This is a genomic window from Streptomyces sp. NPDC001728 (genome assembly GCF_040297565.1).
GTDB lineage: Bacteria > Actinomycetota > Actinomycetes > Streptomycetales > Streptomycetaceae > Streptomyces.
Genome location: NZ_JBEOZK010000018.1, coordinates 80,683 through 105,040, shown reverse-complemented (window position 1 = coordinate 105,040; position 24,358 = coordinate 80,683). Strand labels below are relative to the sequence as shown.

At 73.7% G+C, this 24,358-nt stretch carries 20 protein-coding genes and 4 pseudogenes; 11 read left to right on the top strand and 13 right to left on the bottom strand.

What is annotated here, in order from left to right:
• Positions 1–38 precede the first annotated feature (38 nt).
• Positions 39–698: a TetR/AcrR family transcriptional regulator gene (locus ABT154_RS24855; protein ID WP_351859158.1), complete on the top strand. Its 660-nt coding sequence runs from the start codon at positions 39–41 to the stop codon at positions 696–698.
• Here ABT154_RS24855 and ABT154_RS24850 read toward each other — a convergent pair.
• Positions 664–1,290 (bottom strand): isochorismatase family protein, encoded by a 627-nt coding sequence (locus ABT154_RS24850; protein WP_351859156.1) that lies wholly within the window; start codon positions 1,288–1,290, stop codon positions 664–666. The two genes, ABT154_RS24855 and ABT154_RS24850, sit on opposite strands and share 35 nt — an antisense overlap.
• Before the next feature lie 87 nt (positions 1,291–1,377).
• On the opposite strand from ABT154_RS24850, the gene ABT154_RS24845 reads away from it, so the two are divergent.
• Together ABT154_RS24845 and ABT154_RS24840 are read left to right on the top strand one after the other, a co-directional pair.
• Complete coding sequence (locus tag ABT154_RS24845; RefSeq protein ID WP_351859155.1) at positions 1,378–2,031, top strand: class I SAM-dependent DNA methyltransferase; 654 nt, start codon at positions 1,378–1,380, stop codon at positions 2,029–2,031.
• A 173-nt stretch (positions 2,032–2,204) separates the two neighbouring features.
• Complete coding sequence (locus ABT154_RS24840) at positions 2,205–2,975, top strand: hypothetical protein (RefSeq protein ID WP_351859153.1); 771 nt, start codon at positions 2,205–2,207, stop codon at positions 2,973–2,975.
• Between the two features lie 42 nt (positions 2,976–3,017).
• Here the strand turns inward: ABT154_RS24840 and ABT154_RS24835 are convergent, their stop codons facing one another.
• The 3 genes and pseudogenes from ABT154_RS24835 to ABT154_RS24825 all read right to left on the bottom strand — a co-directional run.
• A complete protein-coding gene (locus ABT154_RS24835; protein WP_351859151.1) occupies positions 3,018–3,437 on the bottom strand; it encodes a hypothetical protein in 420 nt (139 codons plus the stop codon).
• Positions 3,438–3,609: 172 nt separating this feature from the next.
• Positions 3,610–4,287: an FtsX-like permease family protein gene (locus ABT154_RS24830; RefSeq protein WP_351859149.1), complete on the bottom strand. Its 678-nt coding sequence runs from the start codon at positions 4,285–4,287 to the stop codon at positions 3,610–3,612.
• 643 nt (positions 4,288–4,930) lie between these two features.
• Positions 4,931–5,083 (bottom strand): annotated as a pseudogene (locus tag ABT154_RS24825) (hypothetical protein); the annotation flags it as partial.
• Positions 5,084–5,171: 88 nt separating this feature from the next.
• Between ABT154_RS24825 and ABT154_RS24820 the strand changes: the two are divergent.
• A pseudogene (locus tag ABT154_RS24820) lies at positions 5,172–5,757 on the top strand (response regulator); the annotation flags it as partial.
• Here the strand turns inward: ABT154_RS24820 and ABT154_RS24815 are convergent.
• The 3 genes from ABT154_RS24815 to ABT154_RS24805 form a co-directional block, all read right to left on the bottom strand.
• On the bottom strand, positions 5,697–6,107 hold the full coding sequence (locus ABT154_RS24815) for an STAS domain-containing protein (protein WP_351859147.1): 411 nt from the start codon (positions 6,105–6,107) through the stop codon (positions 5,697–5,699). The pseudogene ABT154_RS24820 and the gene ABT154_RS24815 sit on opposite strands and share 61 nt — an antisense overlap.
• A 234-nt stretch (positions 6,108–6,341) precedes the next feature.
• Positions 6,342–7,004 (bottom strand): response regulator, encoded by a 663-nt coding sequence (locus ABT154_RS24810; RefSeq protein ID WP_351859145.1) that lies wholly within the window; start codon positions 7,002–7,004, stop codon positions 6,342–6,344.
• Entirely contained in the window at positions 7,001–8,182 is a 1,182-nt protein-coding gene (locus tag ABT154_RS24805; RefSeq protein ID WP_351859143.1) for a sensor histidine kinase, read from the bottom strand. Before ABT154_RS24805 ends, ABT154_RS24810 begins: the two co-directional genes overlap by 4 nt.
• Positions 8,183–8,389: 207 nt before the next feature.
• Here ABT154_RS24805 and ABT154_RS24800 point away from each other — a divergent pair.
• A pseudogene (locus tag ABT154_RS24800) lies at positions 8,390–8,961 on the top strand (ATP-binding cassette domain-containing protein); the annotation flags it as partial.
• A complete protein-coding gene (locus ABT154_RS24795; RefSeq protein ID WP_351859141.1) occupies positions 8,957–9,493 on the top strand; it encodes a hypothetical protein in 537 nt (178 codons plus the stop codon). The pseudogene ABT154_RS24800 and the gene ABT154_RS24795, both read left to right, overlap by 5 nt.
• On the opposite strand, the gene ABT154_RS24790 is transcribed toward ABT154_RS24795, so the two are convergent.
• Together ABT154_RS24790 and ABT154_RS24785 are read right to left on the bottom strand one after the other, a co-directional pair.
• On the bottom strand, positions 9,416–9,910 hold the full coding sequence (locus ABT154_RS24790) for a nuclear transport factor 2 family protein (RefSeq protein ID WP_351859140.1): 495 nt from the start codon (positions 9,908–9,910) through the stop codon (positions 9,416–9,418). The two genes, ABT154_RS24795 and ABT154_RS24790, sit on opposite strands and share 78 nt — an antisense overlap.
• 194 nt (positions 9,911–10,104) lie before the next feature.
• Positions 10,105–11,517 (bottom strand): aminopeptidase P family protein, encoded by a 1,413-nt coding sequence (locus ABT154_RS24785; RefSeq protein ID WP_351859255.1) that lies wholly within the window; start codon positions 11,515–11,517, stop codon positions 10,105–10,107.
• Positions 11,518–11,665: 148 nt separating this feature from the next.
• On the opposite strand from ABT154_RS24785, the gene ABT154_RS24780 reads away from it, so the two are divergent.
• On the top strand, positions 11,666–12,649 hold the full coding sequence (locus ABT154_RS24780) for a helix-turn-helix transcriptional regulator (protein ID WP_351859138.1): 984 nt from the start codon (positions 11,666–11,668) through the stop codon (positions 12,647–12,649).
• Here the strand turns inward: ABT154_RS24780 and ABT154_RS24775 are convergent.
• The gene (locus ABT154_RS24775; protein WP_351859136.1) at positions 12,597–14,756 is read right to left on the bottom strand and encodes a prolyl oligopeptidase family serine peptidase; all 2,160 of its coding nucleotides are present in this window, start codon (positions 14,754–14,756) and stop codon (positions 12,597–12,599) included. The genes ABT154_RS24780 and ABT154_RS24775 overlap by 53 nt on opposite strands.
• Before the next feature lie 4 nt (positions 14,757–14,760).
• A complete protein-coding gene (locus ABT154_RS24770; RefSeq protein WP_351859134.1) occupies positions 14,761–15,309 on the bottom strand; it encodes a nitrobindin family protein in 549 nt (182 codons plus the stop codon).
• Positions 15,310–15,774: 465 nt separating this feature from the next.
• On the opposite strand from ABT154_RS24770, the pseudogene ABT154_RS24765 reads away from it, so the two are divergent.
• A pseudogene (locus tag ABT154_RS24765) lies at positions 15,775–16,217 on the top strand (alkanesulfonate monooxygenase); the annotation flags it as partial.
• A gap of 103 nt (positions 16,218–16,320) precedes the next feature.
• Entirely contained in the window at positions 16,321–17,487 is a 1,167-nt protein-coding gene (locus tag ABT154_RS24760) for an NAD(P)-binding domain-containing protein (RefSeq protein ID WP_351859253.1), read from the top strand.
• Positions 17,488–17,499: 12 nt separating this feature from the next.
• Here ABT154_RS24760 and mltG read toward each other — a convergent pair whose 3' ends face one another.
• Positions 17,500–18,402 carry an endolytic transglycosylase MltG gene (gene mltG / locus ABT154_RS24755; protein WP_351859132.1) on the bottom strand — a complete coding sequence of 301 codons (903 nt, stop codon included), beginning with the start codon at positions 18,400–18,402 and terminating at the stop codon, positions 17,500–17,502.
• Positions 18,403–18,689: 287 nt separating this feature from the next.
• Positions 18,690–20,558, bottom strand: a complete 1,869-nt coding sequence (locus ABT154_RS24750) for an ABC transporter ATP-binding protein (protein ID WP_351859252.1) — start codon at positions 20,556–20,558, stop codon at positions 18,690–18,692.
• Between the two features lie 90 nt (positions 20,559–20,648).
• On the opposite strand from ABT154_RS24750, the gene ABT154_RS24745 reads away from it, so the two are divergent.
• Together ABT154_RS24745 and ABT154_RS24740 are read left to right on the top strand one after the other, a co-directional pair.
• Positions 20,649–21,128 carry a MarR family winged helix-turn-helix transcriptional regulator gene (locus ABT154_RS24745; RefSeq protein ID WP_351859130.1) on the top strand — a complete coding sequence of 160 codons (480 nt, stop codon included), beginning with the start codon at positions 20,649–20,651 and terminating at the stop codon, positions 21,126–21,128.
• 79 nt (positions 21,129–21,207) lie between these two features.
• Positions 21,208–24,132, top strand: coding sequence for an FAD-binding and (Fe-S)-binding domain-containing protein (locus ABT154_RS24740; protein WP_351859128.1), 2,925 nt, complete (start codon positions 21,208–21,210; stop codon positions 24,130–24,132).
• Positions 24,133–24,358: the final 226 nt, after the last annotated feature.

The window sequence follows — 24,358 nt, the reverse complement described above, 5'->3', positions numbered from 1 at the left end:
GAACGATTTCCTCCCATAACGGGTCCACTAGGGTGCCCATGTCCCCGAAGCAGCAGCGTGGCGAAGCCACGGTCGGGCGCCTGCTGACGACGGCGCTGAGGGCGTACGAGGAGTGCGGTCCGCAGGGGTTCACCGTGACGGCGGTGACTGCGGCGGGCGGGGTCAGCCTCGGCAGTCCGTACCACCACTTCGGCAGTTTCGACGGGCTCGCCGCCGCGCTGTACTTCCGGTGCGCGGAACGCCTGCACGGCGAGGTCGTCATCGCCCTGGCCCCGACGAGGACCGGTCACGCGGGGGTGCGGGCCGTGGTCACCGCGTACCTCCGGTTCGCCGGGGAGCAGCGGGACGCGGCGCTGTTCCTCCACTCCCGCGCGTGCCCGGGACGCGGCGCGGACGCCGGACGGGTGGGGACGGCCGGGGAGCCGCTCCTCGCGGCGATCGGCGTCTGGGCGCGGCCGTTCGTCGAGACGGGCGAGATCGCGGCGGTTCCCGAGCCGGTCATCGGGGCGCTGGTCGTCGGACCGGCCGCGGAGACCGTGCGGCGCCGGCAGGCGAGGAGGACGTGGATCTCGCCCAGGCGGCCCGGGTCCTGCCGGACCGCGTCTGGCACCCCCTCGTCCCCGGCCGACGGCCGACCGGTCCCGCGATCTGTTTCCCCTCCTCCTACGCGCCCGCCCGGTCCGCGGCGGGAGCCGTGAAGGTGACGTCGGCGGCCGGTACGGTGACCTCCGCGTCGCTTCCCAGGGCGTACGCCGCGACGCGGGAGACGATAGCGGCGGGAATCGCGTCGCCGATCCCGGGCGCGGCCGGAACGTCCTGCGTGGCATGGGCGTCATGGGGGACGACGACCCGGTAGCCGCGCGCCAGGGCGGTACGGGCCGTCGCCTGGACGCACATCTCGGACATCACGCCGCAGACGGCGAGCGCGCGTACTCCCGCGTCGGCGAGCACGCCGCCCAACGGGGTCTCCTCGAAGCCGTCGTCGCGCGGCTTACGGATCACGGTCTCGCGGGGGCCGGGCACCACGGGGTGGTGGAGTTCCCAGCCCGGCGTGTGAGGTTCGTCCTCCGCGCCGGGAGGTCCGTCGTTCTGGAGGTGGACGACGAGCGCGCCGGCCCGGCGGGCCCGCGCGATCAGGTCGGTCGTACGGTCGACGAGCCGGGCGGCGGCGGGCACGGCTCCGGCACCGGTGACGAAGGCCGACTGGACGTCCACGACGATCAGGGCCTCGACGGGCGGGGCGTGCGGGGGCGCGGGTACGGGTGCGGGCGGGGGCGCGTACGAGGTCATCCGGTCATCATCAGTCCCCTCGGCCCCTGTCGCCACGGAGTTTCGCCCGGCCGGGCGCGCGCCCGGTCCTCCCGCTAGGGTCTCCGGATGACCGAACCCGACACCCTGCACGTCACCCGCGAGGCCTACGACGCCATCGCCCCCACGTACGCCGAGATGTTCCACGACCAGCTCCGCGACCGGCCGCTGGAGCGGGCCCTCCTGAGCGCGTTCGCGGAGCTGGTACGGGCGAGCGGCGACGGCCACGGCCCGGTCGCGGATCTCGGCTGCGGGCCCGGCGGCATCACGGCTCATCTCCACGGTCTCGGCCTGGACGTCCTCGGAGTCGACGCCTCTCCCGTGATGGTCGGGCTCGCGCGCCGGGCCCACCCGGGGATCCGGTTCGAGGTCGGCTCGATGGCGGCGCTGGACATCGAGGACGGCACGCTCGGTGGGGTGCTCGCACGGTGGTCCGTCATCCACACCCCGCCGCGGGACGTGCCGGGGGTCCTGGCCGAGTTCGCCCGGGTACTGGCCCCCGGCGGTCACCTGTTGATCGCCTTCCCGGCCACGGACGGCCCCGACGAGAAGACGCGGTCCTACGACCACACGGTGGCGACGGCCTACCGCTGGTCCCCCGACCACCTCGCCGCGCTCCTCCGCGCACACGGCCTGGAGGAGGCGGCCCGCCTCCGGTTCGAGCCGAAGCCCACGGACCGCCGCCAGTTCCGCGAGATCCAACTCCTGGCTCGCAAGGCGTAGTCCGGGCGAGTCACCCGTCTCCGACCGCAGCCCCGCCCGGAGGCCGATGCCGCTCGCTCGTGGTCACGCCCCGGCCCGGGCAGGAACCGCCCATCGCGTCCGCCCCCCTCTCCACCGGGGTCGCGACAGACTCGACACCCTGTGCTCTTCACCACCGAGGTACGAGGAGATCCATGGTCGACACCGTCAGCTCACTCGCCGCCCGTGTTCACGAACTGCAGGTGGCGATCATGACCGAGGGTCCCGGCGCGGTGGGCACCGCGGGCTTCCACGACGTCGTCGCGCGTGCCACGGCGCTCGGCCCCGAGGGCACGTGGCTCGCCGCCGCGGGCCATGCGAGCCTGGGCGAACTGGCCTGCCTGCACGGACAGACGGACCTGGCCGTCTTCCACTTCGACGCCGCCGTGACAGCCGGCTACAACGACTGCGTGGCACTCCACGTCGGTCCCCTGCGTCCGCTGCACCACGATCCGCGTTTCCGAGCGCCGTACCAGCGGATGCGCATCACCGCGGCCGACCTCGACGAGTTCTTCTGGCTGCACCAGGAGATGCAGCTCATGTCGCAGGACGCCCAGAGCGCGGCCGTCGACAACATCGGACGCCTCGACAACGGGGGGTCGCTGCTCCCCCAGGCGCCCCTGCCGACGCGCGAGCCGAACACCGCCGGCGTCCTGATCACCCGCATCGATCTCGCCGCGGTCCAGACCGCGCTCCGACGGGTCGCGCTGAAGCTGGACTTCCAGCGCAGCTCCGGCAACACCAGCCTCGATCTCATCGACGGCTTGTGGGACGACTCCCGCGCCCTGCGCGACGCCCGGCACGCCGACGACCTGGATTCCCGGCGCCAACGGGCGGCCGAGGGCCGGGCCTTCGTCGAACGCCCCGGCGCCGGCACCGCGCTCGTCCCCTGCCCGCCGCTGGGCTCGATCACCTACCAGGGCTGACCGGCGGCGGCCACCCCGGGCGGTACGCGCGGAATCCCGTCGCTACAGCTCGTAGTCCTGGGCCAGCTCCTCCCAGCGGACGCCGCGAAGCGCAGGATCGGCATCCTCACCAGCCGGTACCTCAGGGGCGGGCTGGAACCAGGCGACGACGAGGGAAGAACCGTCCATCGCCGGGTCGAGCGGCGCGGAGTGGAAGGCACCGATACAGAACACGGAAGGCAGCACCTCGACGGGGCCGAAGACGCCGGCGGTCTCGTCCGGGTACGCGCGGGAGGGCGGAACGAAAGAGAACGGCTTGGAGGCATACACGCGTTCGGCGTCCCGCTGGAGCCAGTCGACCTTCCGGTCGTTGACTCGCTTGCACGGGTAGCCCTCCAGCATCCCCGCGTAGGTCGAGGACATCCGCAGTTCGGTGAGCCGGACCCAGCGACCGGACGAGAGAACTATCTGACCCAGTGACATGCGGCCACCCTATGCGGAGGACTCATGTGTCGGCTCCGGCGGCGGGCCCGAGCCCGGGTGTGTCGCTTGTCGGCATCTCCGCGAACTCCCACTGCCTTCGAAGGAGTTCGTGATTCCCCAGCACGCCCAGGCCGACCACCGCGACGGCCCCGGACGGCGGCCCGCCCCCGCGCTACTCCGCCCGCAGCGCCCGCGCCGTCGCCGTGCGCGCCGCGCGGACCGCCGGGGGCAGTGCGCCCGCCGTCGCGATCACCACCCCCGCCGTCGCCAGCAGCACGAGCAGCGGCGGGCCGTACGCGTCGATGTCGGCGGGCGGGATCGTGGTGCCGACCGCACGGCCCATCGCCGGCATCACCCGGCGGTGGAGCAGCACCCCCAGCGGGACGCCGACCGCGCCCGCCACGGCGCCGACGGCGCCCACGGAGGTGAGGACCTGGGCGACCGTCTGCCAGGGCGCCATGCCGAGGGACTTGAACACCCCGAGGTCGTGGATCCGGTCGCGGGTGTCGAGGACCACCGTGTTGAACACCCCGAGTCCCGCGACGACCACCAGCATCACCGTGAGCATGGTGACGAGCGCCTGCATCGCGGTGATCACGCTCGACTTGCCCGTCTCGGTGACGGCGGCCTCGGCCCCGAGCGGCGACACCTCCGCGTCGAGCAGTTCGGCGTACCGCGCGGGGTCCGTGCCCGTGGCGACGGTGACGGCGAAGTCCGGCGGCAGGTAGCGGGCCCTCAGCGCCGCCAGGGACGCCACCGTCGTCCGCAGCGTCATGCCCTTGCCGCCCAGGTCGAAGACCTCGCCGACGATCCGCACCCGGACCGTGCGCCCCTGTTCGGACAGGGCCACCGAGTCCCCCACACCGACGCCCGCGGCCCGCGGCCCGCAGGAACCGTGTCGGGGCCACCGCCTCGCCGGGGGCCGCGAACCAGCGCCCGGAGACCATCCTGTGGCGGCTGCGGGCGGTGTCCCCCTCGTACGCGACGACCTGGGCACCGCCCTTGAGCCCCGCGACCTCCAGCCGGGTCTCCGCCGCCCGGTAGACGGAACCGGTGCCGGGGAGTGCGGCGACCGCCGCCGCCACTGCGGCCGGGTCCGCCGGCCCGCCGGGCATCGGCCGGGCCCCGGGGCCGTCGCCCGGTGCTCCGTGCGGCCGGCCCACCGTATGGACGGTGACATCGCCGCCCCGGTCCGGGTCCCCGTCGGACCTGACCGCGGTCAGCGTGCTGCCGAGCCCCACGGCGAAGGTCACCGCGAGGGCCCCGAAGGCGACCGCGGCGGCCGTGCTCGCCGTACGGGCCGGGCGGGCGAGGGGTGCGGCGAGACCGAGGGTGACCGGGCGGGGCAGCGGCAGCCGCCCGAACAGCCCGCGGGCACGGCTCCCCCGTCCACCGCCGGTGGCCGGGCCGAGACGGAGGACCGTCGCCGTCGGGAGCCGGGCCGCGCGCAGCGATGGGCCGAACGCGGTGCCGGCCACCAGCGCGAGGGCGCCCGCGGCCACCGTGAGGTCCACCCGGAGGGGGACGCGCACGACCGCCGTCCCGTACGTCTCCGCCACCTCGGCCATGAGGGGGACGGCGAGGGCGCTGCCGAGGGCGACACCGAGCACGGCGCCCACGGAGCTCGGGATCAGGGCCTGGGCCATGTACGCCCTGCCGACCTGGAGCGGGGTGAACCCGAGGGCCTTGAGGATCCCGACCGACGGGTGGCCGCTCCCACCGCGCCGCTCACCCGACGGGGACGCGGCGGTGGCAGCGGTACGGCGCACCCGGCCGGACGTGGTCCTGATGGACATCCGGATGCCGGGGACCGACGGTCTGGAGGCCACCCGGCGCATCCTCGCGGGCGAGTCGGCGCCGCCGAGGATCGTCGTCCTCACCACGTACGACCTCGACCGGTACGTGTACGCGGCGCTCGGCGCGGGCGCGAGCGGCTTCCTGCTCAAGGACGTGACCCCGGAGCACCTCACGGCGGCGGTCCGTCTCGTCCGCTCGGGCGACGCGCTGCCGGCCCCGGCGATCACCCGCCCGCCTGGTGGAGCGCTTCGCGGCCTCCGCCGGGACTCCGGCCGCACCGCACCGTGAGCTGGCCACCCTCACCCCGCGCGAGCTGGAGGTGCTCGAGGCCCTCGCGCGCGGCCACAGCAACGCCGAGCTGGCCGTTCGGTTCGGGCTGAGCGAGGCGACGGTGAAGACCCATGTGGCCCGGATCCTGTCGAAGCTCCGGCTGCGCGACCGGGCCCAGGCCGTGATCGCCGCCTATGAGACGGGGCTCGTCTCGCCCGGCGCGGAGGGGCGGGGGGCCGCCGGCCCCGGGTGAGGGGGGCCGACCCCGTCCGGAAGCCCGGCCTCCGGGCGCAGCAGGTCGCCCAGTTCCGTGAGGCGGATCAGCCGCAGGATCCACGGCTGGTCGCACACGAGCCGCCAGGGCGCCCCACGCCGGTGCATGCGCCCGGCGCAGTGGGCGAGGAGGCCGAGTCCGGTGGCGTCGCAGAAGGCGAGGCCCCTGATGTCGACCGTCAGGGCGTCGGACTCCCTGACGAGGGCGTCGAGCTCGGGCCGCAGGTGCCGCACCAGGACGAGGTCGAGTTCGCCCTGGAGGGCCGCGATGGTGTGACCGCCGTCCGATCGGACGACGAGGTACGGGTCATGACGGGGGATCAGCTGCATCGGACGCTCCACAGGGTGGCTCCATGTGTCGCTCCGAGCGTGACCGCCCCCGTTCCGGGAGGGACGTTTCGCCTCTGCCGCTATCACCTGAATCGGTGAATATGGGGCCCGCATCTCCTCGTACGGACGGTCGATGTGCGCACACGATGCCGATACGCGCCCGTCCCCGTCTCCGTTCCCTGACCGCGCCCGCCCCCGTATCCGTATCCGTATCCGTATCCGTATCCGGCTCGTTCAGCCGGGCAACGTCACGAGCCCCGTCTCGTACGCGGTGATCACCAGCTGCACCCGGTCCCGGGCGCCCAGTTTGGTGAGGAGGCGCGACACATGCGACTTGGCGGTGGCCACCGTGATGAACAGCTCCTCCGCGATCTCGGTGTTCGTCAGACCGCGCCCGATGAGGGTCAGGACCTCCCGTTCCCGCTCGGTGATGCCCTCGACCGGCTGTGGGGAGCGCCGCGTGGGGCGCCCGACGAAGTCCGCGATCAGCCGGCGCGTGACCCCGGGCGCGATCAACGCGTCGCCGGTGGCGACCACCCGGACGGCCGCGAGGATGTCGTTCAGGGCCATGTCCTTGACGACGAAGCCGCTCGCCCCGGCCCGCAGCGCGCCGTAGACGTGGTCGTCCTCGTCGAAGGTGGTCAGGACGAGGACACGCGTCGCGGTCGGCCCGGCGGTGATCAGCCGAGTGGCCTCGATCCCGTCCATGCCGGGCATCCGGATGTCCATCACCACGACGTCGGGGTCGACGTCCCTGACCAGCTGGACCGCCTCGGCCCCGGTCGCGGCCTCGCCGACGACCTCCAGATCGGGGTGATCGGCCATGACCAGGCGCAGGCCGGACCGGACCAGTGGCTGGTCGTCGGCGAGCACGATGCGGAGGGGAGCCGTGGTCATCGGGCCTCCAGGGGAACGCGGGCGCCGTCGGACAGCGGCAGTCGGGCCGCCACCCGGAATCCGCCCTCGGCGCGCGGCCCGGCGCTGAACTCACCGGACAGCAGGGCGACCCGCTCCCGCATGCCCACGAGGCCGAAACCGTGGGCCGCGCCGTACTCCCCGATGGCCCCGCGCCCGTCGTCGACGACCTCCACGGTCAGCTCCTCGTCCCCGTAGGCGATGAGCACCCGGCAGTGTCCGGTGCCCGCGTGGCGGACCACGTTGGTCAGCCCCTCCTGAACGATACGGAAGGCGGACAGGTCGACATCGGCCGGCAGGGGCCCCTCCCGCCCGCTGCGGCGGACGTCCACCCGTACGCCCGCGTCGGCCGTGGCCGCCGCCAGCCGGTCGATGTCCGCGAGGCCCGGCGAGGGCGCGAGGCCGCCATCGCCCCCCGCGGCCTCCGCGCCCGGGGCCGTCCTGCGGAGCGCCGTCAAGGTGCGCCGAAGGCCCGACAGGGTCTCCCTGCTGGTGGTCTCGATGGCCCGCAGCGCCTCGCCGGCCTCCGTGGGCCGGGTCCGGATGACCTGGCTCGCCGCCCCGGCCTGGATGGCGATGATGCCGATGCTGTGGGCGACCATGTCGTGCAACTCCCGTGCGATACGCAGCCGTTCGGCGGTGACGGCCTCGGCGAGCTCCTGTGCGCGCAGCGCCGCCGCGTGCTCGCCGCGCTCGTGGATCAGCAGTCCGCCCGTGCAGGCCGCGGCCGTCGCCAGGAGGGCGATGACGACGTTGACGGTCAGGTTGTCCCCGTGCGAGAAGCCGCCGATGACCAGCAGCTGGAGGAGGAGGGACCCGGCCGCGGCGAGGATCGAGGTCCGCCGCGCGCGGGTGGCGACGACGAAGCCCAGGACGAGGTCCACCGCGAGGTAGGACAGGAACTGGCCCTGGTACGCGGCCGACAGGCTCGCACGGCCGGAGCCCGGGACGCCGACCACCACGGCGGTGGCCCCGAGGAGCGCCAGGCACAGGGCCAGGAGCGGCGCGCGGCGCAGCACGCCGACGAGCAGGCTCGCGGCGAGCAGGGCGCCGACGCCGTGGACCGTGCCCGAGGCGCGGGGCGCACCTCCCACGAGCAGGCCCACCGCGAGGAGGTAGAGGGCGCCTCCCGCCCAGGCCGTGGGCTTCGTTCCGGTCATCGGCGGTGCGGCCCCTCATGAGGGGCGCCTCGGTGGGCGAGGCGCGCGGGCGACGGGGTGGTCGGTACGGCGTTCATCCCGCGACACTATCCAGCCGCCGCCCCGCGGGAATCCGCCCACGGACTTACACCCGCGGGCGAACCCGGGGGGTCGATTGCCGTCCGCGGCCCCATGCTCGGGCGGGGCCCTCCCGGCAGGGTTGGGCCTGTGTTCGAAGTCAACGAACTCACCGAGCGCTACGGCGGGAAGACCGCCGTCGACCAGCTGTCCTTCACCGTGCGACCGGGCCGGGTCACCGGATTCCTCGGCCCCAACGGGGCGGGCAAGACCACCACCCTGCGGATGATCCTCGGTCTGGACGCGCCGACCGGCGGCGCCGCCACCGTCAGCGGAGTCCCTTCCGCAGCCGCCCGCGCGGACTGCGGCACGTCGGCGCCCTCCTGGACGCGGGCCAGGTCCACGGCGGGCGCACGGCCGCGGCCCATCTGTCCGCCCTGGCCCACAGCAACGGGATCTCCCCGCGCCGGGTGGACGAGGTGCTGCACGAGGTGGGCCTGTCCGAGGCCGCGCGGCGCCGCATCGGCGGCTTCTCGCTCGGCATGAAGCAGCGTCTGGGGATCGCCACCGCGCTGCTCGGCGACCCGCCGGTGCTGATGTTCGACGAGCCGGTCGACGGCATGGACCCGGAGGGCGTGCTCTGGATGCGCCGTCTCTTCCGGCGTCTCGCGGCCGAGGGCCGTACGGTCTTCCTCTCCAGCCATCTCGCTCACCGTCGTGAGCGAGTACAGCAGCGGCCTGATCCGCATGACGACCGTGGCCGTCCCCGCCCGGGGTGCGGTGGTGCTGGCCAAGGCGGGCGTCACCGCCGCGCTCTGGACCGCGGTCGGGGCGGTCGTCTCCACGGGTGGCTTCCTCGTGTCCGGCGGTCCTGGACACGCAGCGGGCCGGGGTTCCGCTCAACGTCCCGGAGTGCTCCGGGCGCTGGCGGCCTCCGCCCTGCTGGCCCCGGTCTGCGCACTGACCGGCCTCGGCCTCGGAGCGCTGATCAGGCACAGCGCCGCCACCCTGGTCTCCAGCGCCTTCCTCCCGGTGACGCTGCCGCCGATCTTCTCGCAGAGCACACGCTGGTCCGCCGCCGTGAGCCATGCGATGCCGGTCACGGCAGGGAAGCGTCTCGTGCAGACCTGGACGCCGGATCCGGATTCGCTCGCCTACAGCGCCACCGTCCCCGGCTCATGGACCGTGTACGCCCTCTGGCCGCTGATCGCCGTCGCCCTCGCCGTGGTCGTCGTTCGGCGCCGGGACGTGTGAACGGTTGCCCTCGCCCGTACCGCCGCTCGCCGCGAGGGCCTCCGCGGCGATGCGGTCGAACTGGGCGCCCATGGCGGCGGACAGCGCCTGGGCCGCGGAGAGGGGCCTGACCATGACCGTGAAGTCGTCGATCCTCCCCTCCTCGTCGAAGTGGAGGAAGTCGCAGCCGTTGATCTCCTTGTCCCCGACCTTCGCGGTGAAGACGAGCGCGTGGTCGCGGCCGTCCGCGCTCTCGATCTCGCGGACGTACCGGAAGTCGGTGAAGACGCGGACGACCCCGCGCAGGATGGCCGCGGTGATGGCCTTGCCGGGGTACGGGCGGAAGGCCACCGGGCTGGTGAAGACGACGTCCTCGGCGAGCATGGCCTCGATGGCGGCGTGGTCGCGGTGCTCCACGGCCTGACGGAACGGGTGCATGATGCGGCTCCATAGGCAACTTTTTGATTAGGTGCAGATGTAGCTAACCGCATGGCCGCTTCGCCGTCCAGGGGGCGGCGGGTTCCGGCCGACGCCACGATCGGCGGGTTCCGGCCGCCGCCACGAAAGAAGGACGGGCGGCCGGGGCAGACCTCCCTCAGTCGCCCCGACCGCCCGCCCGGCTCAATCGCGGCTCAGCCCGCGAACCTCGCCATCCACGCCTCGACCTCGTCCGAGGAGCGCGGCAGACCGGCGGACAGGTTCTCGTTGCCGTCCTCCGTCACGACCAGGTCGTCCTCGATCCGGACACCGATGCCGCGCCACTCCTCCGGCACGGTCAGGTCGTCGGGCTGGAAGTAGAGACCCGGCTCGACGGTGAGGACCATGCCCGGCTCCAGGACGCCGTCGACGTACTCCTCCGTGCGCGCCTGCGCGCAGTCGTGGACGTCGAGGCCGAGCATGTGGCCGGTGCCCGCCATGGTGAAGCGACGCTGGAGACCCAGCTCGTACGCGCGGTCCGCGGGGCCCTCGATGAAGCCCCACTCGACGAGCCGCTCCGCCAGGTGGCGCTGACACGCCTCGTGGAAGTCGCGGTAGGCGGCGCCCGGCTTCACGGCCGCGATGCCGGCCTCCTGGGACTCGTACACCGCGTCGTAGACCTTGCGCTGCACGTCGGTGAAGGTGCCGCTGATGGGGAGGGTGCGGGTGACGTCGGCGGTGTAGAGGGAGTGGGTCTCCACACCGGCGTCGAGCAGCAGCAGCTCGCCGGGGCGGACCGGTCCGTCGTTCTCCGTCCAGTGCATGATCGTCGCGTGGTCGCCGGCGGCGCAGATCGAGCCGTAGCCGAGGGCGTTGCCCTCCAGGCGCGCCCGGCGGAAGAAGGTGCCCTCGATCCAGCGCTCGGAGGTGGCGACCGCCCGGGAGAGCTCACCGACACAGTCGGTGAAGCCGCGGACGGTGGAGTCCACCGCCTTGCGCATCTCGCCGAGCTCCCACGCGTCCTTGACGAGCCGGAGGTCGCTGAGCGTGCCGTCCAGCTCGATGTCACGCTCCTCGTCGGTGGTGACGGCGGCTTCGAGGACGGGGTCGTGGCCGCGGACGATACGGGTCGGCACGCCCTCGCCGGCGGCGAGGTCCGTCGCCAGCGAGCGGACGTCGCGGCAGGGCAGGCCGAGGACCGTCTCGTACTCGGCGAGGGAGGGGCGGCGGCCCATCCACAGCTCGGCCGTGTAGCCGATCCAGAACTCGTCGTTGTCCCGGCTGTCGCGGGGCAGCACGTAGCAGTACGCGTCGTGGCCGCCGTCGGCGCGGGGTTCGAGGACCAGGGCGCTGTCGCGGGCCTTGTCCCCGGTCATGTGGACGTAGCCGGAGTACGCGCGGAAGGGGTAGGTGTCGTCGTTGGAGCGGGTCTTCAGGTTGCCGGAGGGGATCACCAGGCGCTCGCCGGGGAAGCGCGCGGAGAGCTCGGCACGGCGCTGGGCCGCGTACGGGGCCTGCTCGGCGGGTTCGAGATCGTGCCGCTCGGTGTCCGCCCACCCGGTCCTCATCAGGGTGGAGAGTTCCTCGGAGACTCCTCCGTAGAGGCCGTTCTTGCGACCCTTCGCCACGTCCTGCTCCTTCTTCCGCATGGGTTCCTCGGCCACCGGTCGGCGGCGGCACCCGGAAAGTACCGCTCTCCGGCCGCCCCGGGTGCCCAGGACCGCCAGTGGCACGAATCGGCCACGGCCGGAGAGCGGGCGGACCGATAATGGCGTCATGGCGAACGAGAAGCTCGGTGAGGCCCTGCGGCTGCTGGGGATCGGTCCGGAGGCCGTCCGGGTCTACGGCAGGCTGCTCGACATGGGGCCCGCGCCCCTGAGCGCGGTCGGCACCGCCGCCGGTCTCGAAGGGGCCGCGCTGGCGGAGGCGTACCGCGAACTCGTCGACTCCGGTCTGGCGAGCACCGCCGAGGAGGGCCGGGACGTGGTGGCCCCGGTGCCGCCGGCCGCCGGTCTGGAGATCCTCGGGCGGCGGCGGGCGGCCGAGCTGGACGAGTCCCGGATCACGGTCGGGGGCGCCTTCGACTCGTTCCGACGGCACCGGCTCGCCGGGTACCACGACCCGCTCGTGGAGGTCGTCACCGGCGACGCCATCGGACTGCGGATGCGCCAGGCCTGGGCGAGCGCGCGGGAGCAGATCCGGCAGTTCGACTCGCCGCCGTACTTCCCGCTCGAAGGCGCCACCGACGACGCGCTGGCCACCCTCGCGCGGGGGGTGACGCAGCGGGTCGTGTACTCGCGCGAGTCGCTGGAGTACCCGGGGCAGCTGGAGAACGCCATCGAGCCGTGCGTGGAGGCCGGCGAACAGGCCCGGGTGCTGCCCTCGGTGCCGGTCAAGCTGCTGATCATCGACGACGCGTACGCCCTGGTCGCCCTGGCGATCAGGGAGACGGACGTCTACAACACCATGCTGGTCGTGCAGCCGTGCGGGCTGCTCTCGGCGCTCGTGGCGCTGTTCGAGCAGGGCTGGCAGAGCGCGCTGCCCCTGCACGGCCGCACGGCCCGGCCCGCCGCGCTGCTCCCGGCGGACCGTCGCCTGCTCCGGCTCCTCGCGGCCGGAGCGAGCGACGAGGTGATCGCGCGGGAGATCGGGGTCAGCCGCCGCACGCTGTTCCGCCGGGTGCAGATCCTGATGGCCCGCCTCGGCGCTACGAGCCGCTTCCAGATGGCGCTGCAGGCACAGCGCTCGGGGTGGCTGTGAGCGGCCCGGCGACCGCCGGTTCCCCTGCGGGTACGCCCTCCGGGGCGGTGGCCTCCGCCTCGCCCGCGAGTACGCCCCCCGGGGCGGGGCGGGCGAGCCGCTGCCACAGATAGGTGTGGACGAGCGCGCTGTTGTGCGCCGCCTGCTCGTTGTCGCCCGCGCCCGCGTGGCCGCCGCCCGTGTTCTCGTGGAACAGCACCGGGTGGCCCAGCTCCCGCAGCCGCGCCGCCGTCTTCCGGGCGTGCCCGGGGTGCACCCGGTCGTCGCGGGTGGAGGTCATCAGCAGGACCGGCGGGTAGGCGCGGTCCGCCGCCAGCCGGTGGTACGGGGAGAGATCGTGGAGGTGCGGCCGGTCGGCCTCGTCGTCCGGGTCGCCGTACTCGGCGATCCACGACGCGCCCGCGAGGAGCTTGTGGAAGCGGGTCATGTCCAGCAGCGGCACCTGGGCGACGATCGCGCCGAACAGCTCGGGATGACGGGTGAGCATGGCGCCCATGAGCAGGCCGCCGTTGCTGCCGCCCTTCGCGCCCAGCATGGCCGGGGTGGTGATTCCCCGTGCGACGAGGTCCTCGGCGACGGCCGCGAAGTCCTCGAAGGCCCGGGGCCGTTCGGCGCGCAGGGCCGCCTGGTGCCAGTCGGGGCCGTACTCGCCGCCGCCCCGGATGTTGGCGATGACATGGGTGCCGCCGCGCTCCAGCCAGGCCCGGCCCGTGACCGCCCCGTAGAACGGGGTGAGGGAGACCTCGAAGCCGCCGTACCCGTAGAGCAGGGTGGGGCCGGGGCCGGTGGCGGTGCGGTCGGGTCCGATGACGAAGTACGGGACCCGGGTGCCGTCCCGGGAGGTGGCGAAGTGCTGCTCGACGGCGAGGCCGCCGGTGTCGAATCGCTCAGGGGCCCGCTTGATCACCTCGGAACCGGCTCCGATGCGCCCGAAGCGGAGCGTGGAGGGCTGGAGGAAGCCGGACACGTCGAGGAAGTACTCGTCGGAGACGTCCGGGTCCGTGCCGAAGACGCTGACCGCCGACAGGGCGGGGACCCCGGCGAGCGGGTCGCGCGTCCAGCCGCCGCCGTCGGCGGGGGTGAGCACCTCGACATGGGTGCTGACGTCCCGCATCGTCTCCAGGACCAGGTGGTTCCGGGTCCAGGTGTGTCCGGCGAGGGCGGTCCGCGCGTCCGGCGTGAACAGCACCTCGTGGGTGCGGTCCCCCGCCAGGAACCCGTCGAGGTCGAAGGCGAGCAGGGAGCCCGTGGGCCGGTCCAGCCACGCGGACTTCAGGGTGACGATCAGGTGCTCGCGGTGCGCGTAGGCGACGGCGTCGTCGGGCACGTCGATGCGTACGCGGGTGCCGTCGGGCCGCAGCAGGTGGGTCTCGCTGCGGAAGAAGTCCACCGAGCGCCCGACGAACTCCCGCTCGAAGCCGGGTGTGGTGTCGCGGTAGCCCCAGGCCGCCACGTCGCCCCGCTCGGCCTCGAAGACGAGTTCGGCGTCCTCCACGGGAGTCCCGCGCCGCCATCTGCGGACCGTGCGCGGGTAGCCGGAGTCGGTGAGCGAGCCAGGACCGAGTTCCGTACCGACCAGGACGGTGTCGGCGTCGACCCAGGAGATCCGCGTCTTGGCCTCGGGCAGCCGGAACCCGTCCTCGATGAACTCCCCGGTGAGGAGGTCGAATTCACGGACCACGACGGCGTCGCCGCCGTCGCGCGAGAGCCTGACGAGGGCCCGCTCGAAGTCGGGCCGCCGCACCCGCGCCCCGTCCCAGACCCACTTCTCGCCCTCCGCAGCGGCGAGCGCGTCGACGTCGAGGAGGACCTCCCACTCGGGCTCGTCGTCCTGGTACCGCTCCAGGGTGGTGCGCCGCCACACACCTCGTACGTGCTCGGCGTCCCGCCAGAAGTTGTAGAGGTACGCGCCCCGCCGCACGGGGTAGGGAATCCGGTCCGAGGCGTCGAGCACCTCGCGCAGCCGTGCCTTCAGTGCGTCGAACCCGGCGTCACCGGCCACGTCACGCGCGGTCTCGGCGTTCCGCTCGGCCACCCATGCGAGCGCCGCCTCGCCGGAGATGTCCTCCAGCCACAGGTACGGGTCGTCCCCGTTCGCCTTGTCCATGGCTCTACTGTCCACCCGCGCGCCGCAGCCGGGCCGCGAGGTGGTGCCCCAGGGGCCTGCCGACCGCCGCGAGGTCGTGGAAGAAGTCGAGCGTGCCGCCGTCCGTGAGGGTGTAGCGCCGGCGGCTGGCGTCGACCCGCTTGGCGGTGGGGGCGAGGGCGACCTCATGGCTGGTGAGGTCGATCGCGCCGTCCTCGGCCCGGCCTACCAGGATCTCCGCGATCCCGGTGGGCTGGGTGATCAGCGCCTCGATGTGACCCTCCGGCTTGAGCCGCCACCAGCCGCTCTCACGTGCGGCGGGCCGCAGCGGGGTCCCGTCGGCGTCGACCAGCCAGGCGCGGGCGTCGTAGTGCAGGAAGGGCCGCCCGTCGTGACTGAAGGTGACCTCCTGGGCGTACGTGAACTCCTCGGCGAGCGTCGGGTACCCACCGCGCCCCCGGCCGGTCCACACTCCGAGGAGTCCGGTCACCGGCGCGAGCAGCTCGTGCGGCGCGGGCGCCTCGTCCGCCCGGAGGGCGTCGGGGTAGGGGAACTTCCGGTCGCGGTCGGACATGCGCTGCGCTCCTGGGTCGGGACGTGTGCCGGTGGGCAGCTTAGGCGGTGGGCGGCAGGTCGGGCGGGGGGCCCGGGGCCGGGAGCTGCGGCGCGGGCGCCGGGCTGCTTGCCGGCGCGCCGTCTCGCCGCCCTGGGCAGCGCACCGATGATCAGCGGGCGCCGCGCGCCCGGCCCCGCTCCCCCGCGCCGGGCGACCCGCCACCGACCCGCCACCCGCCCGCCGCTCCCGTCCATGGGGCGAGACGCCCGTTGACCCGGCGCGTCGGCGCCGCTGCCTTCGCGCCATGTTGCGTACAGCCCTGCTCACCACGGGACGCTGCCGACCGCGAGGGGCGTCTCCTTGCGGCGGGTCGCCACGGGGCTGCTGTTCGGCGGGGCCGTCGGCATCGCGCTGGCCCTGCTGTCCGGCCGGCCGTTCGACTTCCAGGGCGAGCGCTTCCGGATCGAGGGCGGGCTGACCTGCCGCCGGACATCCGATCTCGACGCGGAGGCGGTCGCCGCCGCGCAGCGGGTGCTCGGCCGGAGCGAGTCGGTGGGCCGGCACCGGATGCCGGCGCTCCACCGGGACGGCTCCCTCGGCCGCGACCAGCTGGAGATCTCGCCGAACCTCTGGGCGGGCGTGGGTCTGGTGCGGGGGCGGGGCGGGCACCGCGCTGGTCGGCGGCCACGCCGGGGTCGCGGGCCGGATCGAGGAGTACCACGACCTGGGCGTGGAGCACTTCGTGCTGTCCGGCCACCCGCATCTGGAGGAGGCGTACTGGTTCGGCGAGGGCGTGCGGCCGGAGCTCGCGGCGTGTGGGCTGCTGCCGGCGCCCCCGGTCTCCCCGCTCCTCGGCGTCCCGGCCGTGAACGGCCGTCCGGCCTCGGCACCGGGGGGCGCCACTGCTGGTGCCCGGCGGACGGTAGACGCGGGCGGCAGTCGCGGGCGGCGGACGGGAAGATCCGGGCCCCCGTCCCGGTTGGTAGAACCGTGAACGTTTTCGGGGCACAAGAGGTCGCGGCGGCAGCGGTGCGCGCCGTGGAGGTCGTCGTCATCGGCGCCGGACAGGCGGGGCTCTCGGCCGCCTTCCATCTGTCCCGGTCCGGCCTGGAGCCGGACCGCGACTTCGTCGTCCTCGACCACGCCCCGCGCCCGGGCGGCGCCTGGCAGTTCCGCTGGCCCTCGCTGACGTACGGCAAGGTCCACGGGATGCACGCGCTGCCCGGGATGGAGCTGACCGGCGCCGATCCGGCGCGCCCCTCGTCCGAGGTGATCGGGACGTACTTCGACACCTATGAGCGGACCTTCGGCCTGCGGGTGCACCGCCCGGTCGACGTCACCGCCGTCCGGGAGGGCGAGGGCGGCCGACTGCGGGTCGAGACCTCCGAGGGCACCTACGCGACCCGTGCCCTGATCAACGCCACCGGCACCTGGGACCGCCCGTTCTGGCCCCGCTACCCGGGCCAGGAGACCTTCCGGGGACGCCAGCTGCACACCTCCGGCTACCCCGGCCCGGAGGAGTTCGCGGGGAAGCGGGTGCTCGTCGTGGGCGGCGGCGCCTCGGGGACCCAGCACCTGATGGAGATCGCGGAGGTCGCCGCCGAGACGTTCTGGGTGACCCGTCGGGAGCCCGTCTTCCGGGAGGGCCCCTTCGGCGAGATGGAGGGCCGGGCGGCCGTCGCGCTCGTGGAGGAGCGGGTACGGCGCGGGCTGCCGCCGCAGAGTGTCGTCTCGGTCACCGGGCTCCCCCTCAACGACGCGATCCGCGCGGCCCGCGCGGGCGGGGTCCTGGACCGGCTGCCGATGTTCGACCGGATCACCCCGACCGGGGCGGCCTGGGACGACGGCCGGACGGTCGACGTGGACGTGATCCTGTGGGCGACGGGCTTCCGGGCGGCGATCGACCATCTGACCCCGCTGCGGCTGCGCGAACCGGGCGGCGGCATCCGGGTCGACGGTACGCGTGCGGTACGGGACGAGCGCGTGCACCTCGTCGGGTACGGACCCTCGGCCTCGACGATCGGCGCCAACCGGGCGGGCCGGGCGGCGGTCTCCGACATCCGCCGCCTCCTGGACGGCCGCACCGCGCGCCCCACGACGGCGGACGCCGCCCCCGATCGGACCGGCGCGGTCGACCCGACCGCCGGGGTCGACCCGACCGGCCCGGTCGACCGGGTCGTCCCGGCCGCCCTCTGACCGGCCTCCGTCTCAGCTCTTCTCCGCGCCCCGGTTCGCGTTGAACTCGGCCACGTTCGCCTGGTGGGCCGCGTAGTCGGCCGTGAAGCGGGTGTCGCCGGGGGCCACCGTGACGAAGTAGAGCCAGTCGCCGTCCGCCGGGCGGATCACCGCGTCGAGCGCCTCGTCGCCCGGGTTGCCGATCGGCGTCGGCGGCAGGCCCTTGCGTTCGTAGGTGTTGTACGGGCTCGTGCTCCGGGTGTCCTCGTACGTCGTGTCCACGGTGCTGCGGCCCAGCGCGTAGTTGAGGGTCGAGTCCATCTGGAGGGCCATGCCCCGGGCCAGCCGGTTGTGAACGACGCGGGCGACCTTCGCCATGTCCTCCGGATTGTCGGCCTCGGCCTGCACGACGCTGGCCGCGATCACCGTCTGGTAGACGCTGAGGCCGTGTGCCTTCGCCCCCTCGACGATCCGCGCCGCCCCGAACCGCTTGGCCGCCGTGTCCACCATGAAGCGCAGCAGCCCCTGGGGGGTGGTGGCGCCGAGCACGGGATACGTCGCGGGGAACAGATAGCCCTCGGGGTTGCCGCCGGCGGCCGGGGGCAGTGCCAGGGAGGTGCCGGGAGCGGTCGCGGTCTTCCGCGCGGTCCCCTCGGGCAGTCCGAGGGCCCGGTCGACGGCCGTGTAGACCTGGCCGGCCCGCCAGCCCTCGGGGACGAGGAGCGTACGGGGCTGCTCGACGGCCGGTTCGTCCTGCGTCAGGAGCAGCGGAACGGTGATCGCGGCGGCGACGGCGAGGACGGCCCCGAGGAGCAGTGCCAGCCGGCCGCGCCGGGTGAGGCGGGGGCGGCGGGGCGGACGGGGCCCCCGGGGCAGGGACGGGAGCCGGGAGCGGCGGCGTGGGGGTGCGTACGGTGACGGCGGCCGGTACGTCATGGCCGCACGCTAACCCGGCTCGAACCGGAATCCGGGGAACCGCGCACGCGGCGGCGCCGCCGACCCCCTGGGACGGGGGACCGACGGCGCCGGGCACTGCGATCGTCAGACGAGCCATCCCAGGAAGTGGAGGACGCCGGCGAGCAGGTTGGTGATGACGTTCATGGTGGTGCTTCTCCTCGTACAGGTACATCAGTGGGACTGCGCGGTCACGGTCTGCAGCCCGTCGATCGCACAACGCAATCTTCCGATGCCGTAAGGGAGTTGGGCAACGAATCCCGGAACGATCACACGTTCTGGGGAACAACCGCTCCCACGTTCGTTTGTTCGCCACCGCTCGTGGTGTCCAGGACGCTCCGCGCGTCCCGGCGGACCAGCGCCGCGTACCGCCCGTCACGCGCGAGCAGTTCCTCATGGGTGCCGCGCTCGGCGATCCGGCCCGCCTCCAGGACGACGATCTGGTCGGCGTCGCGGACGGTGGAGAGCCGGTGGGCGATGGTGATCGTGGTGCGGCCGGCCGACAGGGCGTCGATGGCCTGCTGCACGGCGTGTTCCGTACGGGTGTCGAGGGCGCTGGTCGCCTCGTCGAGGATCAGCACCGGCGGGTCGCGCAGGATGGTCCGGGCGATGGCCAGGCGCTGCTTCTCGCCGCCCGAGAAGCGGTAGCCGCGCTCGCCGACCAGGGTGTCGTACCCGTCGGGCAGGGAGGCGATGTGCTCATGGATCTGGGCGGCACGCGCGGCGGCCTCGATCTCCTCGTCGGTGGCGTCCGGCTTGGCGAAGCGGAGGTTGTCGGCGACGGAGGCGTGGAACAGGTACGTCTCCTGGGAGACGACGCCCACCGCGCGGGCCAGCGTCTCGAAGTCCAGGTCGCGCACGTCGACGCCGTCGAGCGTGACGCGGCCGTCGGTCACGTCGTACAGCCGGGGCACCAGATAGCTGAGGGTCGACTTGCCGGAGCCGGTGGGGCCGACGACGGCCAGGCTGCCCCCGGCGGGGACGGTCAGGTCGATGCCGTCGAGGGTGGCGCGGCCCGCGCCCTCGGGGTCGTAACGGAACACGACCTTCTCGAAGGAGACCTCGCCCCGGACCTCGGGGAGCCGGACGGGCTCGGCGGGCTCGGTGATGTCCACGGGCAGGTCGAGGTACTCGAAGATGCGCTGGAAGAGCGCGAGGGAGGTCTGCATCTGCACACCGGTGGAGAGCAGGCTGACGGCGGGCCGGAACAGGCCCTGCTGGAGCGAGACGAAGGCGACCAGCGTGCCGAGCGAGATCGCGGTGCCGCCCGAGCCGAGGGCGATGCCGGCGGCCCAGTAGATCAGGGCGGGCATCGCGGCCATGACGATGCCGATGGTGGACATCCGCCACCGTCCGGCCATGGAGGAGCGCACTTCGAGGCCGACGAGCCGCTCGGACTCCTCGGCGAAGGACTTGCTCAGCGAGTCGGCGCGGCCCATGGTGCGGCCGAGCAGGATGCCGCTGACCGAGAGGGACTCGGTGACGGTCGCGGCCATGGCCGCCATCTGCTTCTGGCGCTGGGTGGTGATCCGCTTGCGCTCGCGGCCCACGCGCCGGCTGATCCAGACGAAGACGGGCAGCAGGAGCAGCGAGACGACGGTGAGGCGCCAGTCGAGGGCGAGCATGGCGACGACGGTCGCGACGACGGCGGTGAGGTTGGAGACGAGGGAGGTGGCCGTGGAGGTCACCGTCGCCTGCATGCCGCCGATGTCGTTGGCGATGCGGGACTGGACCTCGCCGGTGCGGGTCCGGGTGAAGAAGGCCAGCGGCATCCGCTGGAGCTGCTCGTACACCCCGGTGCGCAGGTCGTGCATGACGCGCTGGCCGACGGTGGTGGAGATCAGGGTCTGGAGCACGCCGAAGACGCTGGTCAGGACGGCGGTGGCGATCATGCCGAGGGCGAGCAGGCTGAGCAGCCCGGTGCGGCCCTGGGGGATCGCGGTGTCCAGGATCTCCCTGAGCAGGAAGGGCGAGGCGACCGAGACGAGCGAGGCGGCGCCGACCAGGAGGCCGACGAGCACGAGGCGCGCGCGGTAGGGGCGGAAGAGCCCGAGGATGCGCCGCAGCTGCGCGGGCTCCTTGGGCTGGGCGGAGTCGCGGGGCGGGGGCGTCCAGTCGGACTGGTCGTGGGGGCGCATGGGCTCCTTCGAGGGTGCGGTGATGCCGATGAGAGCATAGCTCATTGTTACCTATACTCACAATGAGCAGGGTCCTGATATTGTTCCCGTATGAGCACCTCCGCCGTCCCGACCGTATTCGACCGTCCGGGGGAACCCGACGCCGACGGCCTCCTCGCCGAGCAGCTCCTCCGGCTCACCCGGCGCCTGCACCGCATCCAGAAGCGCCACCTCGAACCGGTCGGCATCACACCCGCCCAGTCACGGCTGCTGCGGACCGTCGCGCACTTCGGCGAACCGCCCCGGATGGCCGACCTCGCGGCCCGCCTCGAAGTCGTCCCGCGCGCGGTGACCAGTCTCGTCGACGGTCTGGAGGCCGTCGGCCGGGTCCGCCGGGTGCCCGACCCGAACAGCCGCCGGGTGGTCCGGATCGAGCTCACCGACGAGGGGCGCGCCACGCTGCGTGAGCTGCGCAGCGCGCGCCGGGCGGCCGCAGAGGACATCCTTGCTCCATTGACCGTCGAACAGCGCGAGGAACTCGGAGGTCTGCTGTCCGCCCTGGTCGACCCGGGCCCGGAGGGCGGCTGCTGACCCCCGGGGGTGTCCTGCCCGCACCGGCAGGGGCATTCCCCGGGAGCCGGGGGCCCGCGCGCCGAAGGGGAGCCGTGACATGCCGCTGCTTGAGCCGAACCCGCAGGCCCTGCGCCCCGGGACGAAGCGGACCCCGGCCCCGGACCGCGTGCCGGAGCTCCAGGCCCGGGGCACGCCCAGGCGGCTGCGCGAGGAGCTGACCGAGCTGCTCGGCCCGGAGAAGGTCCTGTCGAAGATCTCCGACCTGGTCCGCTACGCCTCGGACGCCAGCCCCTACCGCTTCGTCCCGCAGGTCGTCGTGGTCGCCGAGGACATCGACGACATCTCCGCCGTCCTGTCGTACGCGCACGGCAAGGGCCGCGAGGTCGTCTTCCGGGCGGCGGGGACCAGCCTCAACGGCCAGGCGCAGGGCGAGGACATCCTCGTCGACGTGCGCCGCCACTGGGTGGGCGTCGAGGTCCTGGACGGCGGTGCGCGCGCCCGGATCCGTCCCGGCACCACCGTCGTAAGGGCCAACGCCTCGCTCGCCCCGCACGGGCGGGTCCTGGGGCCCGACCCGGCGAGCGCCATCGCCTGCACGATCGGCGGGGTCGTCGCCAACAACGCCTCGGGCATGACCGCGGGCACGACCCGGAACTCGTACCGGACCGTCTCCTCGCTCACCGTGGTGCTGCCGAGCGGGACCGTGGTGGACACCGCCGACCCGGACGCCGACGAGGAGCTGGCGCGCGCCGAGCCCCGACTGTGCGCGGAGCTGGCGGCGCTCAAGGCGGAGATCGAGGCGGACGCCGGGCTGACCGCCCGGATCCGGGCCAAGTACGCCATCAAGAACACCAACGGCTACCGGCTCGACGCCTTCCTCGACGGCGCGACGCCCACCGAGATCCTGCGGGGCCTCATGGTCGGCTCCGAGGGCACCTTCGGCTTCATCTCGGAGGTCGTCTTCGACACGCTGCCGCTGGACCGCGAGGTGTCCACGGCGCTGCTCTTCTTCCCCTCGCTGCCGGCGGCGGCGGAGGCCGTGCCCCTGTTCAACGAGGCCGGGGCGCTCGCCGTGGAGCTGATGGACGGCAACACGCTGCGGGCCTCGGTGAGCGTGGCGGGCGTCCCGGCGGACTGGGCGGAGCTGCCCAAGGAGACGGCGGCGCTGCTGGTCGAGTTCCGGGCGCCGGACGCGGCGGCGCGCGAGGCGTACGAGCGGGCGGCGGCCGGGGTCCTCACCGGGCTCGACCTGGTGGCCCCGGTGGCCTCCGTGGAGAACGCGTTCACCCGAGACCCGGGGAAGATCTCCGGCTACTGGAAGGCCCGCAAGGCCTTCGTGACGGCCGTCGGCGGTTCGCGGCCCTCCGGCACCACCCTGATCACCGAGGACTTCGCGGTGCCCCCCGCCCGCCTGGCGGAGGCCTGCGCGACCCTGCTCGAACTCCAGTCGCGGCACGGATTCGACGCGGCCGTGGCCGGTCACGCCGCGCACGGCAACCTCCACTTCCTGCTGGCCTTCGACGCGGCCGACCCCTCCGACGTCGAGCGGTACGCGGCCTTCATGGACGAGTTCTGCAAGGTGACCGTGGAGCGCTTCGACGGCTCGCTGAAGGCGGAGCACGCCACCGGGCGCAACATCGCTCCCTTCCTGGAGCTGGAGTGGGGCACGAAGGCGACCGAGCTGATGTGGCGGGTCAAGGAGGCGATCGACCCCGGCGGGGTGCTCGCCCCGAGGATCGTCCTCGACCGGGACCCGCAGGCCCATCTGCGCGGTCTGAAGACGATCCCGGCGGTGGAGCCGATCGCCGATCCCTGCATCGAGTGCGGCTTCTGCGAACCGACCTGCCCCAGCCATGACCTGACGACCACTCCGCGCCAGCGGATCGTGCTGCGCCGGGAGATGATGCGGCAGGCCGACCGCTCCCCCGTCGAGGCCCGCCTCCTGGAGTCGTACGGCTACGACGCCGTCGACACCTGCGCCGGGGACTCCACCTGCAAGCTGGCCTGCCCGGTGGGCATCGACACCGGGGCGCTGATGAAGGAGTTCCGGTACGAGCGGCACTCGCCGCGCGAGGAGCGGGTCGCCGCCCTGGCCGCGAAGAACTTCCGGGCGGTGGAGGCCGCCGCCCGGCTCGCGGTCGGCGCCGCCGACCGGATCGGCGACCGGGTCCTGGAATCGGTGACGGGCCTGGCCCGCAGGGCCGTCCGCCCCGACCTGGTACCGGAGTGGCTGCCGGAGATCCCCGGGGCGGCGGCGCGGCGGCTGCCCCGCACGCACCGGCCTTCGGCCTCCGCCGTCTACTACCCGGCCTGTGTGAACCGCATCTTCGGCGGTCCGGAGGGCGAGCCGGGCCCTTCGCTGCCCGAGGCCGTGGTCGCGGTGTCGGCGCGGGCCGGGCGGCCGGTGTGGATCCCCGAGGACGTGGCCGGAACCTGCTGCGCGACGATCTGGCACTCCAAGGGGTACCAGCGGGGCAACGAGGTGATGGCCAACCGGATCGTCGAGGCGGCCTGGGGCTGGACGGCCGGCGGCAAGCTGCCGCTGGTGGTGGACGCCTCCTCGTGCACGCTCGGCATCGCGCACGAGGTGGTGCCGTACCTGACGGCGGACAACCGGGAGCTGCACGCCGAGCTGACCGTGCTGGACTCGCTGGTGTGGGCGGCGGACGAGCTGCTCCCGCGGCTCGACGTACGCCGCCGGGTCGCGTCCGCCGTGGTCCATCCGACCTGCTCGATGCGGCATCTGGGCGACGAGGACCGGCTGACCGAGCTGGCCGGGGCCTGCGCGGAGGAGGTCGTCGTACCCGTCGACGCCGGCTGCTGCGCCTTCGCGGGTGACCGGGGGATGCTGCACCCGGAGCTGACGGAGTCGGCGACGGCCAGGGAGGCGGCCGAGGTCACCTCCCGCCCGTTCGACGCGCATCTCTCGGCCAACCGGATGTGCGAGATCGGGATGGACCGGGCGACGGGCCGCACGTACGGATCGGTGCTGCTGGCCCTGGAGCGCGCGACGCGCCCCTGACCGTACGTCAGCGGCTCAGCCCTGACCGTACGTCACAAAGCCCAGGACGAAGGGCTCCTCACCCCGGCCGGTGAGGAGCCCTTCGTATGTTCGGGTGACGGTCGGCGTTCGCTACGGCTCGACGGGAGATCCGGAACAGTAAAGTCCAACTACCCGTCACGAGAGTCCTGTCGGCGCCCTTGCGCGCCGTCGGACACCAGGGCCAGGGTCCTGTGCGGGATTCATG

Coding starts and splice junctions, on each gene's coding strand:
- ABT154_RS24855 (WP_351859158.1), top strand. CDS start 39: ATGTCCCCGAAGCAGCAGCGTGGCGAAGCCACGGTCGGGCGCCTGCTG.
- ABT154_RS24840 (WP_351859153.1), top strand. CDS start 2,205: ATGGTCGACACCGTCAGCTCACTCGCCGCCCGTGTTCACGAACTGCAG.
- ABT154_RS24850 (WP_351859156.1), bottom strand. CDS start 1,290: ATGACCTCGTACGCGCCCCCGCCCGCACCCGTACCCGCGCCCCCGCAC.
- ABT154_RS24805 (WP_351859143.1), bottom strand. CDS start 8,182: ATGACCGGAACGAAGCCCACGGCCTGGGCGGGAGGCGCCCTCTACCTC.
- ABT154_RS24790 (WP_351859140.1), bottom strand. CDS start 9,910: ATGCACCCGTTCCGTCAGGCCGTGGAGCACCGCGACCACGCCGCCATC.
- ABT154_RS24770 (WP_351859134.1), bottom strand. CDS start 15,309: ATGTCCGACCGCGACCGGAAGTTCCCCTACCCCGACGCCCTCCGGGCG.
- ABT154_RS24780 (WP_351859138.1), top strand. CDS start 11,666: ATGGCGAACGAGAAGCTCGGTGAGGCCCTGCGGCTGCTGGGGATCGGT.
- ABT154_RS24750 (WP_351859252.1), bottom strand. CDS start 20,558: ATGCGCCCCCACGACCAGTCCGACTGGACGCCCCCGCCCCGCGACTCC.
- mltG (WP_351859132.1), bottom strand. CDS start 18,402: ATGACGTACCGGCCGCCGTCACCGTACGCACCCCCACGCCGCCGCTCC.
- ABT154_RS24810 (WP_351859145.1), bottom strand. CDS start 7,004: ATGACCACGGCTCCCCTCCGCATCGTGCTCGCCGACGACCAGCCACTG.
- ABT154_RS24815 (WP_351859147.1), bottom strand. CDS start 6,107: ATGCAGCTGATCCCCCGTCATGACCCGTACCTCGTCGTCCGATCGGAC.
- ABT154_RS24775 (WP_351859136.1), bottom strand. CDS start 14,756: ATGGACAAGGCGAACGGGGACGACCCGTACCTGTGGCTGGAGGACATC.
- ABT154_RS24740 (WP_351859128.1), top strand. CDS start 21,208: ATGCCGCTGCTTGAGCCGAACCCGCAGGCCCTGCGCCCCGGGACGAAG.
- ABT154_RS24845 (WP_351859155.1), top strand. CDS start 1,378: ATGACCGAACCCGACACCCTGCACGTCACCCGCGAGGCCTACGACGCC.
- ABT154_RS24835 (WP_351859151.1), bottom strand. CDS start 3,437: ATGTCACTGGGTCAGATAGTTCTCTCGTCCGGTCGCTGGGTCCGGCTC.
- ABT154_RS24745 (WP_351859130.1), top strand. CDS start 20,649: ATGAGCACCTCCGCCGTCCCGACCGTATTCGACCGTCCGGGGGAACCC.